Genomic DNA, 13,315 nt, shown 5'->3' with positions numbered 1-13,315 from the left:
TTTTGCTCTATACCACGGCCGGCATCGGCGACTTCTCCTTGTAGTCGCACAGGTCGGCAATCATGCAGTTCCAGCATTGGGGTTTGCGCGCCGTGCACGTGTAGCGGCCGTGCAAGATGAGCCAGTGGTGGGCGTCGTGCAGGAATTCCTTGGGGATGAATTTCAGCAGTTTTTGCTCGACGATATCGACATTCTTGCCTGGCGCGATGCCGGTGCGGTTCGAGACGCGGAAGATATGCGTGTCCACGGCCATGGTCGGTTCGCCAAACGCCGTGTTCATGACCACATTCGCCGTCTTGCGGCCCACGCCGGGCAAGGCTTCCAGCGAGGCGCGGTCGCGCGGTACTTCGCCGCCGTGCTGCTCCAGCAGGATCTGGCAGGTGGCGATGACGTTCTTCGCCTTGGTGCGGAACAGGCCGATGGTGCGGATGTAGCTGGCCAGCTCGTCCACGCCCAGGGCCAGTATCGTGGCCGGCGTATTGGCGACCGGATACAGCAAGCGGGTCGCCTTGTTGACGGACACGTCCGTTGCCTGCGCCGACAGCAGCACGGCGATCAGCAGCTCGAACGGCGTCGTGTAGTCGAGTTCCGTTTTCGGGGAAGGGTTGGCGGCGCGAAAGCGCGTAAAGATTTCCAGGCGTTTGGCGGCGTTCATGCGTCTTTTTTCGGGGTGATGGGGGCTGGCTGGGCGGTGTCCGTGCTGGCGGCAGCGGCCTTGGCGCGCGCGCGCTCCATGGCGGCGGCGATGATGGCGCGCTTGCGTTCCTTTTCGGCCTGTTCGTCTGGCGTGACGGGTACTTCCTGCGTCACTTCGTGCATCTTGGAGACGGCCTTGGCGGCCAGGCGTGCTTCATTTTCCTCTGTTTCCCGGCGCAAACGCTGCGTGCGGAAATCGTGGCGCGCGCGCGCGTCGTCCGCCTCGGCCTGGCTCCAGGCATCCCAGCCCGTGGCGTCGCCGCTGACCGGGTACATGACGATGCAGTCGACGGGGCAGGGCGCCACGCACAGGTCGCAGCCGGTGCACAGATCGGTGACCACCGTATGCATCTGCTTTGCGGCGCCGACGATGGCGTCGACGGGACAGGCCTGGATGCACAGGGTACAGCCGATACACAGCGATTCGTCGATATAGGCGACAGATCGTGGACGTTCGAGACCGTTGACGGGATTGAGCGGAATGACTTTTTTGCCCAGCAAGCCGGACAGGCGCACGATGCCCTGCGCGCCGCCCGGCGGGCACTGATTGATGTCGGCGTTGCCTGCGGCAATCGCTTCCGCATACGGGCGGCAGCCGTTGTAGCCGCATTTGGTGCATTGCGTTTGCGGCAGCAAGTCTTCGATCTGGTCGGCAAGTGAGGGAGAGGCGGGATGCGGCACGGTCATCTTCAATACGGTAAAACGTCATTATCGGCCATCTGGCGCGCGCACAAGTAAAAACCTGGCTCGTGAGAGGGAATAGCTGGCGCATGGCAGGCCTGTTGCAGGGACGCCGCAATCGTATTTTATTTCCCCTGGGAATGTCAAAGTGCAAATAAACAACTTTGCAATTTCTTTTTTTTATGGGAGCATGATTTTTATCAAGCCTGTAATCAAAAAAAGCCGACCGCCAGTCCTGTTGCCGCGCCTGCATTGCAAGGTGCGCCAGGCCATAGGAGCCAAACATGCGTTTCCTCCGGACAGTTGGTTTGCCCTTCTGTTTATTCATGCACTCTACACTTGCCCTTGCACACGGGCAGGCTGGCTCCCCCATGGCGGCGCCGGGCGCTGCCAGCTCGCGCATCGTCCGCTTCGCCGCCGAAGACTGGCCGCCCTTTATTTCCCGCAGCCTGCCTGCCGACGGCATGTCCGGGGCGATGGTCAGCGCCATCTTCGAACGCATGGGCTATGTCGTCAAATATGAGTATTTCCCGTGGAAGCGCGCCATGCAGTTTGGCCTGGCCAGTTCCCGCTATGCCGGGTTTCTGGCTGTCTGGCGTACGCCCGAACGGGAAAAACTCTGCCACTTCTCGGTTCCGGTTGGCAATACGCAAGGCGTGCTGGCCTACCTGAAGGAGGATGGCGTGCCCGGTACCGCCCTGGCCGACCTGGGCAAGCTGCGTATCGGCACCGTGGCCGGTTATTCGAATGGCGAGCAGTTCGACGGCATGGTGGCGCGCGGCGAGTTGAAGACGGAAGAGGGCTTGAACGATGCGACGAATCTGAAGAAACTGCTCATCAAGCGTTACCGCGTGATCGTCATCGAACGCCATGTCCTGCAGCACTTGCTGATGGGACGTAACTTCAGCAAGGCCGAGCGGGAGCGCATCGCCATCATCGATACCGTCTTCAAGGAACGTCCCGTGCACGTCTGCTTCCAGCGCGACGCGGAAGGAGCGGCGCGGCAAAAGCGCTTCAACGAGGCGGCGCGCGACATCGATACGGCCCGGCTGGAACGCGATTACTGGAAGCGGCTCGACCAGAGCCTGGCGACCGCCCCGGCCAGTCCCTGATACGGCGCGCCGCTGTTGTTAGTTGCCAAAACGAAATATCTAAATACGAAACCATTCGTTCTTGTTTGTTTGTCCATCCTTTAGTCTGCAGCCACTGTGTTGATGACTTGAAAAGGATGTTTCCGTATGCTGGAATTGATTCACAAGCAAGACCCCATCCCGCGCCTGCGGCAACTGGCGCACGCCGTCTCGGCGGCCGTGCTCGTGCTGGGTACGCCCGGCGTGGTCCACGCACAGGCCGCGCCGGACGGCGCTGGCGCGCTGGCCGCCGCGCCGTTTGACACCGTCATCGTCACGGGGGCGCGCGGCACGGGCCGCACGGTGGCCAACAGCGCCGCACCGATTGACGTGATCAGCGCGCAGCAATTGCAGGCCACGGGCAAATTGAACTTGCTCGATGCGCTGGATACGGCCTTGCCGTCATTCAACTTGCCGGCCCGCGTGCAGCCGGACCTGGGCAGCATCGTGCGCGCCGGGCAGCTGCGCAACCTCGATCCCTCGCATACCCTGGTGCTGGTCAATGGCAAGCGCCGCCATACGACGGCCATCGTCAATGAGGATGGCTTTCCGGGTTCCGTCGCCACCGACCTGGCCCTGATCCCCACGGGGGCGATTGCCCGCGTGGAAATCCTGCGCGACGGTGCTTCCGCCATCTACGGCTCGGACGCCATCGCCGGCGTCATCAACATCATCCTGAAGTCGGATGACAAGGGCAGTTTCAGCACGCAACTCGGTTCCACCTACGAGGGCGACGGCACGAATGGTTCAGTGCGCATCGATGGCGGCACGCGCCTGGGCGAACACGGCTTTGCCCACTTCGGCGCCGAAGTCCAGCGCCAGGGCATCGCCGTGCGCAATTTTGGACTGAATCCCGCTTATCTGTCGTATCCGGCCGTGCGCAATAGCGATGGCCAGCTGGTGAAATTGGGACCGAACAACAGCTTGCCGGCCGGCGCTTCGCCGAACCCGGCCGAAGCAAACCGCAACAGCAATCCATGGCGCAATACGGGCGTGCCGCAAAGCACGACCGCCTCGCTCAGCGCCAACCTCGGCTATGACGTGTCGAACGAGGTGCAACTGTATGGTTTCGGTACCTATGCGCACCGCAATGCCCGCTCGGCCCAGAATTTCCGCCTGCCCAATACCATTTTTAATAACAACAAAGGCTTGCTGGCCGTGTATCCCGACGGTTTCACGCCATATGAAACGACGAGCGAAAACGACTTTTCGCTGACGGGCGGTGTCAAGGGCGAGACGGCGGGCTGGTCCTGGGACCTGAGCACGACGTATGGCCGCGACGATATCGACGTGGGCGTCGAACACTCGGCCAATTACTCGCTGACCTATCCCGGTGGCAAGACCGATTTTACTATCGGCAATCAGCGCTACAGCCGCTCGACCACGAATGCCGATGTGCGCCGCCCCGTGCAGCTGGGCTTGAGCGAGCCGGCCGACCTGAGCCTGGGCCTCGAGTATTCGTATGAAACGCAGCAGCGCAGCCCCGGCGAACCTGCCTCTTACCAGGGCAGCGGCTCGTCGGCGCTGGCCGGCTATCTGCCCGTCGATGCATCCGACACGGCGCGCCACAGCCATGCGGCGTATATCGGCCTGGGTGCGAAACTGACGCCGCAATTGCTGCTCGACACGGCTCTGCGCGCCGAGAAATATTCCGATTTCGGCAGCAAGACGACAGGCCGCGTGTCCACCCGTTATGACGTGACGTCCACGGTCGCCGTGCGCGCTACTGTCAGCAACGGTTTCCATGCGCCGAGCCTGGTGACGCAATCGTATTCGAACACGTCCGACCATGCGGGCGTGCCCTACACCCTGGCGCAGCCCAATTCCGCTGCCGCACGGGCCTTGGGGGCGCAAGCATTAAAACCGGAAAAATCGACGAATCTGTCAGCAGGGCTGACCTTCAATCCTACGCCCACCCTGCGCCTGGCCGTTGACGCGTATCAAATCAAGGTCAGCGACCGCCTGGGCGTGTCGTCGAACATCGGCATTGACCGCAGCTCGGGCGTGGCGCTCGACGGCAGCGGCCGGCCGCTGACGGGGGCGCAAGCGACCGTCATTGAAAACCTGCTGCGCTCGGCGGGGCTGACGGTAGGCAATGGCCTGGTGGCGCATTACTTTGCCAACGTGGGCGACACGCGCACGCGCGGCATCGACTTGACGGCCGAGGATGTCCTGCGCGTGGCCGATGGCAAGCTGCGCTGGACGGCGGCCGTGAATATCAATCACACGAGTCTGGTTGGCAAGGCGGCACTGCCGGCCGTGCTGCAAGGTTTGCCGAACATCGGCACCTTGAGCAAGTCGGCCGAGTACGACTTGCTGTACCGGGCGCCGCGCGACAAGGAGATCGTCACCCTGGCGTATGAAAAAGCCGGCTGGACATTCAACCTGCGCGAGACGCGCTACGGCAAGCTCAAGCGCCTGAACGCCATCACGGGCGGCGACTACCAGCTGAAGGCCGCCTTCGTGACGGATGTCAGCGTCGGCTACGACATCAGCAAGCGCATCAACGTGACGGTGGGCGCCAACAATGTCTTCGACCAGAAGCCCAGCCAGGTGCCGCGCGCAGCGCGCAGCGCCGCGAATCTGGCGCAGTACACGGGCGCCTACGACAATTCGGGACCATTGGGCGTACTGGGCGGTTACTACTACGCCCGCGCCACGGTGCACTTTTGATCTGCCTTCGCTATCTCCATACTTATCATCAAGAACAGGAATTGACATGTCTGACAACACTCAACACGCGGCCATCGACCTGGAATGGGCCAATCTCCTCTCACCGCAGCGCCGCACGGTCTTGCGCGGCGGCGGTCTGGTGGCGGCATTGGCCGCTTCCGGCCTGACCGGCACAGCCCTGGCGCAGGAAGCCAAACCGTCGCGTGTGAAACCAGCGCCCGGCAAGAGTCCGTGGGGCGAGCATACGGACAAGGCGCCCACGCCGCGCCCCGTCAGCGTGCGGCCCGGCGAGGAAACGTTGCCTGCCAAGCCGCGCGCCTATACGGATATCGAGAGCTATCACGCGCATATCTATTTTGACGAAGACAGTTACCAGAAAGCGGCGCTGATACGCAAGTGGGCGGCCGAGCGTTTCCAGATCGAGCTGGGCGACTGGAACCTGGAGCCGCGCGGCCCGCACGTGACGCCGTCGTTTTATTTTGGCTTTACCAATGATCTGCTGCCCGTGATCGTGCCGTGGCTGCAACTGAACAGCCTGGGCCTGACGATACTGATCCACCCGAATACGGAAGATCCGCGCGCCGATCACCTGTATTACGCGCTGTGGGTAAACCGCTCGCAGCCTGTGAATGGCTATGCGATGAAGAAGCCGGGACCGGGCGAGCCGAGAGTCGAGCAGATCTTTGTGAATACGCGTCCGACGGTGAAAATCGAGCGCGCATGAAAAAAAGCCACACCAGTGTGAACTGGGGTGGCTTTTTGATGGATATGCCGTGTATTAGCCGTGTTTCTGGATGAATTCGCCGATTTTCGGGCAAATGATCTCGCGCCAGCGGCGGCCCGAGAAGATGCCGTAATGGCCGCATTTCGGCGCCACGAAGTCTTGTTGCATCTCGGCAGGGATGCCGGAACACAAGTCATGCGCCGCCTGCGTCTGGCCGGCGCCGGAAATGTCGTCCAGTTCGCCTTCCACGGTGAACAGCGCCACATTCGTGATGTCTTGCGGACGCACCAGCTGGCCGCCCACTTTCCACGTGCCCATCGGCAGGCTGAATTCCTGGAAAACCGTTTTAATGGTTTCCAGGTAGTACTCGGCCGGCATGTCCAGTACGGCGTTGTACTCGTTGTAGAACTGGCGGTGGCCTTCCGCCGGCTCGTCGTCGCCCGTCACCAGGTGCATGTAGAACTCGCGGTGGCTTTGCGCGTGGCGGCCCGGGTTCATGGCGATGAAGCCGGCATGCTGCAGGAAGCCCGGATACACCTTGCGGCCAAAGCCCGGGTAGTTCGGCGGCACCGCGTAGATCACGGTGTTTTCAAACCACGAGAATTTCTTTTCCGTCGCCAGGTTGTTCACTTGCGTGGGCGAGCGGCGCGGGTCGATCGGGCCGCCCATCATCGTCATGGTTTTCGGCATGTGCGGATCTTTGGCTGTCGCCATCAGCGAGATGGCGGCCAGCACGGGCACGGTCGGTTGACAGACGGAAATAACGTGCAAGTCAGGCGCCAGCAGGCGGATGAATTCCTGCACATAATAAATGTAGTCGTCCAGGTGGAACGGGCCTTCCGTCAGCGGTACCATGCGCGCGTCCGTCCAGTCGGTGATGTAGACATCGTGCTCGGCCAGCAAGCCGCGCACGGTATCGCGCAGCAGGGTCGAGTGGTGACCGGACAGGGGGGCAACCAGCAAAACTTTGGGCTGTTGCAAGCCAGTGGCTTCTTTTTTGAAGTGAATCAGGCGGCAAAACGGTTTTGTCACGACAACGTGTTCGCGGATGTCGACGTTCTCGCCTTGGACGAGAACGGATTGGATGTCGAATTGTGGTTTTTCGTAGTCTTTGCCAAGGCGGTACATCAGCTCGTAGCCGGCTGCGATGCGTTGCGAAAACGGGGTGTGGGCCAGTGGAGAAACCGGGTTGGTAAATAACTTGGAGGACATGTCTGCCCATTGCATCACCGGAGTGAGGAAAGAGCGTTGCAGTTCGTGCAGTTGGTAAAGCATATAGAGTCCTTGTTTAATTCCAAGCGCCAATATCGGCTCAAATATCATAATCCAATTCTACGATATTTGTTGAGGACAAAATGTGCTTTACCGCGCACAGGTCCACAGTTTGCGCTTTGGTGTGACAGCGCGCCACACTTGCGTGGATAGAGCTGCAACGATGCTTTAAAAGCAAAAAAAGCAGCGTTTCCGCTGCTTTTCGTCTGTTTTTTCGCCGCCCCGCCCCTGCGGAGAAGAGTCTCTCCGCCAGAACGGCCGCGGCAAGTGCCGTGCGCTTAGCGCACCAGCATGTCGAGCTTGTCCTTGACGTCCTTGAATTGCTCGGCTTCCGGCAAGGCAGCCTTCGTCTTGGTGATCGAAGGCCAGTTACGGGCCAGATCGACGTTGATCTTGATGAAGGCTTGCTGGTCGCCCGGCACGTCTTCTTCCGCGAAAATCGCGTTCACCGGGCACTCTGCCACGCAGACTGCGCAGTCAATACATTCGTCCGGATCGATTGCCAGGAAGTTTGGGCCTTCCCGGAAACAATCTACCGGGCAGACATCGACGCAGTCGGTATAGCGACAGGCGATGCAGGATTCGGTGACAACGTGGGTCATAACAGTCCTATCAATTTGGGGGAGGTGCTGTAGCGCCTGCAGGAAACTCGGCGGCGCATACTAAAGCAAAGCATTGTATTTTAAGGCAATTCGCTATTTCTCACAAATCCCGCTTATATACAATACATATAAGCAAATTCATTTTTTGACAGTGCCGTTGCCGCGCAGAGCGGGTAATTCAGCGACTATCCGGGACGTTGCCATAAAGAACGCAGCAAGAAAGCGACAGTCACCCGATGCGGCAGGGTGCAGGGTGGGCGGTGTGCTGGCTTGCCGTGTGGTGTTTTTGTTTTACTCAAATCAAGACCGGCACAAAATAAGCGCCGGAACAATCAGGCCAAGTACCGGAACAATCAGGCGCTGGCGCGTATCTGCGTCAGTAACTGTTGCCAACGCGCATTTTCAGCACTGCCATCCTCGGCAAATGTGATGGTGCGGCGCGCGGTGGGCGCGTCGACGGTGATCTGCCATTGCGGGATATCGGCACCCACCTGCTGGCCCGTCGTCTGCGAGTGCGTGAAAAAGCCGCTGCTGGCCAGTGCCGCTTCCAGTCCGGGGCCGGCCGGATGGGCTTGCGTATCGATGTCGTACTGTTCGCTCAGGCCGGCAAAGCCGCCGCTGCTGCGGGCTGAAATTTTCATGCTGCTCCTTCTGGTGGACGGTGGTGGGGACGTGGTGCGGCATGTCATCGCCTGCTGTCGACTATTGACTGGCTTGCGGCGTATGGCATTTATCGGGGCGCGTAGCTGCGGCACCAGGCCGCCAGCGCTTCGCGCTCCGCTTCCAGCAAGTGGTCCGATTCGCTGTATTCCGCATGGTTCATGGTACCGCAGCAGGCGCGCCTGTCTTGCACGGCACCCTCGTCATCGACGATGCCTGCGGCAAAGGTCATTTGCCCATCTTCCGTCATGGCATTGTTCTTGAGCACTTCGCGCACGGTAAAGCTGTTGCGGATGAAGTCCAGGTAGGCGGTATAGCCGTCGGCCTGCGCCAGGGTCAGCATCTGGCCGGCCACGTCGGCATACGTGGCCGCATGGTCGGGAGACGCCACCAGGGCGCGCAAGACCAGGCTGCGCAGGTAGTCGCCGCAGCGGTGCAGCACGGCAGCGTCATCTTCCAGCTGGGGCTGGCGTTCATGGGCAAAGATGTCGGCCAGGATGTCGTAGATGGCGCCTGTAAACACTTGCGAGATGGCGTGCACTTCCGTGCCTGCCTCCGACAATTTGATGTCATTGTCGGCATTGCGCAAACCGTTCGGCCGGCCCAGCGCCAGACCGAACTGTTCCGCCAGGTCGGCCAGGAAGGTTTTGTCGTGCAGATCGGACTTGGTTTGCGCGATCACGGCTTCGACCTGGTCCAGCTGCGACAGGGCCAGGAAGATGGCCGTCAGGTCGCCGAACGATTCGTGCAAGCCGCCCGTCTGCGGCGGGTTATTGTTGAGCAGCCAATTCGGTTTGAGGCCATCGAGGATGGCATGCCCAGTTTCATGCGAGACGATGTCGAGCGAACGGCAGGTATAGACGCGCTCGGTGGCGCCGCTGGGAATGAAATCGCCGAACTTGAGGGCCTTGTCGCTGCGGCTGTAGTACGCATTCATGACATTGGGCAAGCCGTGCGGAAACACGCGCAGCGGGGCCGTATTGCTGGCGCTATTCCATTGCCAGGGCAGGGGCGAGGCCGTGCCGTTGCTGGCCAGCGCGCGCTGGTACATGGTGAGCGTCATGCGCACGATGGCAAACGTGTGCACGGCGTCGAACTGGTCGGTATTGGGCGAGACGATGAAGTCGCCAAAGGCGTTCGGGCTGACCTGGGCGATGCCCGGCTCGCCAAAGGTGATGCGTGCATCGCGCGGGCCTTGCAGGGTCAGGCCGGCGAGGAAGGTCTTGCGCGTGCCCAGTTCGCTCACGGACGGGTCTTGCTTCCAGATCAGCACGCGCGAACCGACCGGCACGGCTTCGAGCTTGCGGGTGGTGGGGTCGAGCACGCGGGGCGGACCCGGCTGCAAGGTCAGCTGTGCATTCTTGCGGTGCTGGCGGTAGGGCGCCGATGGGGTGGGGACATAGCCGACGGGCAGGGACACGCATTTGGTCAGCACGGCTTCGACCGGCACGATGACTTTCTGGTCCATGGTAGCTCTCCAAGACACTCGCAACTGGAACTGAGATAGTCGGCCCGCTTCGGTGGTTTCGGTTTGATGCGGCGCAAGTGCGGCGCAGGAAAGCGCGGTTTTTTCTGCGTGCCGGCGCCACCGATGGCCGCGGCTGCCGCATGGCGACTGGTATGATGCTGGCCGTATTGCCCCCGTTTTTATAATAAAAGGATCGTTTGATGGCGGATATAAATATAGTTCAGCAACATAAGCTGACAGCAGAAAAGGCGCGCCAAGCGGCGCAGCAAGTGGCCGACAAGCTGGCCCAGGAATATGACCTGGCGTGCGCCTGGGATGGCGACGTGCTGCGTTTCGAGCGCAGCGGCGTCGATGGGTCGCTGACCCTGGAAAAAGAGCAGGCGCAACTGCAAATCAAGCTGGGTTTCATGCTGAGCGCCTTCGCCTCCACGATTGAAGGCAAGATTGCCGAGAAGATGCGCAAGGTATTTACCGAGCCGGCTTGACGGCTTTGCACCGCTTGTCCGGCGCCAGGTTTGGTGCTAGGGAGCGTGTCGCAGCGATGGGCGAAAAGACGATGAAAACAAGTCTCTTTTCGCCTTTTTTACGTCTGACTGTACGCTGGCGAACATTGCTAGCACATTTCTATTTGGAAAGCCATTGGACTTTGGTGGCTTTTTGCGTTATACTTGAGTCATATTTACAACAGCTACACCGCGTTTCACCTTCTGCTTCGCAGTACTCCCCACTCGCTGAGTGGTGAATAATTCTTCGGGTTTTACACCCGCATCCAGTTAAAAGTAGCTTGGTCGATTTTTTTCGGTCAAATACATTTGGTGCCATGTATTTGCATGGCGCTAGCGTTGTTAAAAGTCCTGAACCACAGCCTCTTTTAGCACGCACACGGCACCCCGGCACCGGCTTTGGCCATCCGCTGGTCACACGCGTGTCACCCCCTGTTTCCTGTCGCTCCCGTGCGCTTTTGCGCCGTGGCGTAGCCGACGCAACAGGGTTTGCTGATTCCCGCCGCAAGCTAGCAGCTTGCTGGGTTTCATTCCATTCGTCAAATCGAGGGAGAACCACATCGTGGCAAAACAAATCATTATCGACCATGTGTTCAAAGTGTTCGGCGACAAGCCAGAAGAAGCACTTGAACTCGTCCATCAAGGCGCCAGCAAGCAGGATATCCTGGCCAAGACGGACTGCACCATCGGCGTTTTCGACGCCACCTTTACCATTGAAGCGGGCGAGATCTTCGTCATCATGGGCCTGTCCGGTTCGGGCAAGTCGACCCTGGTGCGCATGCTGAACCGCCTGATCGAGCCGACCGCCGGCCGCATCCTGATCGACGGCAACGACATCAATACCTTGCCGGACGCCCAGCTGCGCGCCCTGCGCCGCAAGGACATCAGCATGGTGTTCCAGTCGTTCGCGCTGCTGCCGCAAATTACTGTGCTCGACAACACTGCCTTCGGCATGGAACTGGCCGGCATGCCGAAAGCTGAGCGCCATGCGCTGGCCCAGCAAGCGCTGGAGCAAGTGGGCCTGGACGGCTACGGCGCCAGCTATCCCGACGAATTGTCGGGCGGCATGCAGCAGCGCGTGGGCCTGGCCCGTGCATTGGCTTGCGATCCATCGATTTTGCTGATGGATGAAGCATTTTCCGCGCTCGATCCGATTATTCGTACGGAAATGCAATCGGAACTGCTGCGCTTGCAGCAAATCAAGCGCCGCACCATCGTCTTCATTTCGCATGACCTCGACGAAGCCATGCGCATCGGCGACCGCGTCGCCATCATGAAAGACGGCCACGTGGTGCAAGTGGGCACGCCGGAAGAGATTTTGCGCAAGCCTGCCAACGATTACGTGCGCAATTTCGTGCGCGGCGTGGATGCGGCGGCCGTTTTCAAGGCCAGCGATATTGCCCGCAAGAGCCAGATCGTCGTCTCCGAGTCGCCGAGCCGCGGTTCGCGCGCCGCGCTGTCGATGCTGGAAGAGCAGGATCGCGCCTTTGCGTATGTCGTCAATCCACAGCGCAAGTTCCTCGGCGTCGTCTCGGCCGATTCGCTGCGCAGTGCGCTCGACGGCCATGTGGGACCGCTGGGCCTGGCGCATGCCTATCTGCCCGACGTGCAGACCATCAATGCAGATGAGCCAGTCGCCGGCCTGTTCGGCCAGGTGGCGCAACTGCCTTACGCCGTCCCTGTGGTGGCCAATGACGGCAGCTTCCGCGGCGCCATCAGCAAGACGACCTTGCTGAAGTTCCTCGACCGCGACACGCCAGCCATTGCCGAGCCACAACAACAGAAAGGACAAGCATGAACCCAAGCACCGTTTCCACAGTAGAACCTGTTGTTGAACAGGCCGCCCAAATCAATCCCTGGGCGCTGACGCCGCCCACCGACGCCAGCACCGCCTGGCTGGACGCCGCCGCGCCTGCCGTGCAGCCGGAACATGCGAGCGGCTTTCACCTGACACAGATCTTCGACGGCTCGCTGCCGCTGGAAAGCTGGATCAACCAGGGCCTGGGTTGGGTTGTCACCCATTTCCGTCCTTTCTTCCAGGCCGTGCGCGCACCGATCGACAGCGTGCTGTCCGGCGTGGAAGGCGTATTGCTGGCGGCCCCGTCGCTGACGGTGATCGCCATCATCGGCTTGCTGGCGTGGCAATTTACCAGCCGTACCCTGGCCATCGGTACCGTGCTGGCGCTGCTGGTGGTGTCGATGCTGGGCATCTGGCCGGAAGCCATGACCACCCTGTCGCTGGTATTGACGTCGCTGGCTTTCTGTCTGGCCATCGGCTTGCCGCTGGGTATTTTCCTTGCCAGCAGCGACCGCGCGCAGAATATCCTGCGCCCCCTGCTGGACGCCATGCAGACGACGCCTGCCTTCGTCTACCTGGTACCCGTGGTGATGCTGTTTGGTATCGGTAATGCGCCAGGCGTGATTGTGACGATCATCTTTGCCCTGCCGCCGCTGGTGCGTTTGACCAACCTCGGTATCCGCCAGGTGCGTCCCGACCTGATCGAAGCGGCCCGCGCCTATGGCGCCTCGCCGTGGCAGCTGCTGACCCGCGTGCAATTTCCGCTGGCCATGCCGTCCATCATGGCCGGTATCAACCAGTCGCTGATGCTGTCGCTGTCGATGGTCGTGATCGCCTCGATGATCGCCGTGGGTGGCCTGGGCCAGATGGTATTGCGCGGCATTGGCCGCCTGGACATGGGTTTGGCAACCGTGGGTGGCCTGGGCATCGTGCTGCTGGCCATCACCCTGGACCGATTGACGCAAGCGATGGGCCAGCCACGCCGTGGCGTGCGCCATTGGTACCAGACGGGTCCTGCCGGTTTCGTGCTGCGCCTGGTGCGCGGCAACACGGACAAAAATAATGTTGAACAGCAAGCAACGCTGGCCAACGCACAATAAGAAAGGAT

General features: G+C 60.8%; 12 protein-coding genes. 6 read left to right on the top strand and 6 right to left on the bottom strand.

Annotated features, from left to right (window positions below; translation table 11 throughout):
* Positions 1 to 7 precede the first annotated feature (7 nt).
* The gene (nth, locus tag BLT98_RS23260; RefSeq protein WP_092611859.1) at positions 8 to 655 is read right to left on the bottom strand and encodes an endonuclease III; all 648 of its coding nucleotides are present in this window, start codon (positions 653 to 655) and stop codon (positions 8 to 10) included.
* Positions 652 to 1,383: an electron transport complex subunit RsxB gene (rsxB, locus tag BLT98_RS23255; RefSeq protein WP_092611856.1), complete on the bottom strand. Its 732-nt coding sequence runs from the start codon at positions 1,381 to 1,383 to the stop codon at positions 652 to 654. Before rsxB ends, nth begins: the two co-directional genes overlap by 4 nt.
* A gap of 365 nt (positions 1,384 to 1,748) precedes the next feature.
* Between rsxB and BLT98_RS23250 the strand changes: the two genes are divergently transcribed.
* The 3 genes from BLT98_RS23250 (at position 1,749) to BLT98_RS23240 (ending at position 5,904) form a co-directional block, all read left to right on the top strand.
* Positions 1,749 to 2,489, top strand: coding sequence for a substrate-binding periplasmic protein (locus BLT98_RS23250; protein WP_070260070.1), 741 nt, complete (start codon positions 1,749 to 1,751; stop codon positions 2,487 to 2,489).
* 126 nt (positions 2,490 to 2,615) lie between these two features.
* Positions 2,616 to 5,180, top strand: a complete 2,565-nt coding sequence (locus BLT98_RS23245) for a TonB-dependent receptor plug domain-containing protein (RefSeq protein WP_092611853.1) — start codon at positions 2,616 to 2,618, stop codon at positions 5,178 to 5,180.
* Between the two features lie 46 nt (positions 5,181 to 5,226).
* The gene (locus tag BLT98_RS23240; RefSeq protein ID WP_092611851.1) at positions 5,227 to 5,904 is read left to right on the top strand and encodes a DOPA 4,5-dioxygenase family protein; all 678 of its coding nucleotides are present in this window, start codon (positions 5,227 to 5,229) and stop codon (positions 5,902 to 5,904) included.
* 54 nt (positions 5,905 to 5,958) lie between these two features.
* On the opposite strand, the gene phaZ is transcribed toward BLT98_RS23240, so the two are convergent.
* The 4 genes from phaZ to BLT98_RS23220 all read right to left on the bottom strand — a co-directional run bounded on the left by phaZ (position 5,959) and on the right by BLT98_RS23220 (position 9,906).
* Entirely contained in the window at positions 5,959 to 7,179 is a 1,221-nt protein-coding gene (gene phaZ, locus BLT98_RS23235) for a polyhydroxyalkanoate depolymerase (RefSeq protein ID WP_034782456.1), read from the bottom strand.
* A gap of 275 nt (positions 7,180 to 7,454) precedes the next feature.
* Positions 7,455 to 7,778, bottom strand: a complete 324-nt coding sequence (fdxA, locus tag BLT98_RS23230; RefSeq protein ID WP_034782458.1) for a ferredoxin FdxA — start codon at positions 7,776 to 7,778, stop codon at positions 7,455 to 7,457.
* Positions 7,779 to 8,131: 353 nt separating this feature from the next.
* Positions 8,132 to 8,419: a protealysin inhibitor emfourin gene (locus tag BLT98_RS23225; protein WP_092611848.1), complete on the bottom strand. Its 288-nt coding sequence runs from the start codon at positions 8,417 to 8,419 to the stop codon at positions 8,132 to 8,134.
* An 89-nt stretch (positions 8,420 to 8,508) separates the two neighbouring features.
* On the bottom strand, positions 8,509 to 9,906 hold the full coding sequence (locus BLT98_RS23220; RefSeq protein ID WP_034782461.1) for a gluzincin family metallopeptidase: 1,398 nt from the start codon (positions 9,904 to 9,906) through the stop codon (positions 8,509 to 8,511).
* A 200-nt stretch (positions 9,907 to 10,106) separates the two neighbouring features.
* Here BLT98_RS23220 and BLT98_RS23215 point away from each other — a divergent pair, with 200 nt between their 5' ends.
* From BLT98_RS23215 to proW, 3 genes are all read left to right on the top strand, one after another.
* On the top strand, positions 10,107 to 10,391 hold the full coding sequence (locus tag BLT98_RS23215) for a polyhydroxyalkanoic acid system family protein (RefSeq protein WP_070260060.1): 285 nt from the start codon (positions 10,107 to 10,109) through the stop codon (positions 10,389 to 10,391).
* 580 nt (positions 10,392 to 10,971) lie between these two features.
* Positions 10,972 to 12,207, top strand: coding sequence for a glycine betaine/L-proline ABC transporter ATP-binding protein ProV (gene proV, locus BLT98_RS23210; RefSeq protein WP_034782568.1), 1,236 nt, complete (start codon positions 10,972 to 10,974; stop codon positions 12,205 to 12,207).
* A complete protein-coding gene (gene proW / locus BLT98_RS23205; protein ID WP_092611845.1) occupies positions 12,204 to 13,307 on the top strand; it encodes a glycine betaine/L-proline ABC transporter permease ProW in 1,104 nt (367 codons plus the stop codon). The genes proV and proW overlap by 4 nt, the downstream gene beginning before the upstream one ends.
* Positions 13,308 to 13,315: the final 8 nt, after the last annotated feature.

The sequence above is a fragment of the Janthinobacterium sp. YR213 genome (genome assembly GCF_900099875.1).
GTDB classification, from domain to species: domain Bacteria; phylum Pseudomonadota; class Gammaproteobacteria; order Burkholderiales; family Burkholderiaceae_D; genus Janthinobacterium; species Janthinobacterium lividum.
Note: the sequence above shows the minus strand (reverse complement) of the source record. Positions and strands in the feature narration are given on the sequence as shown.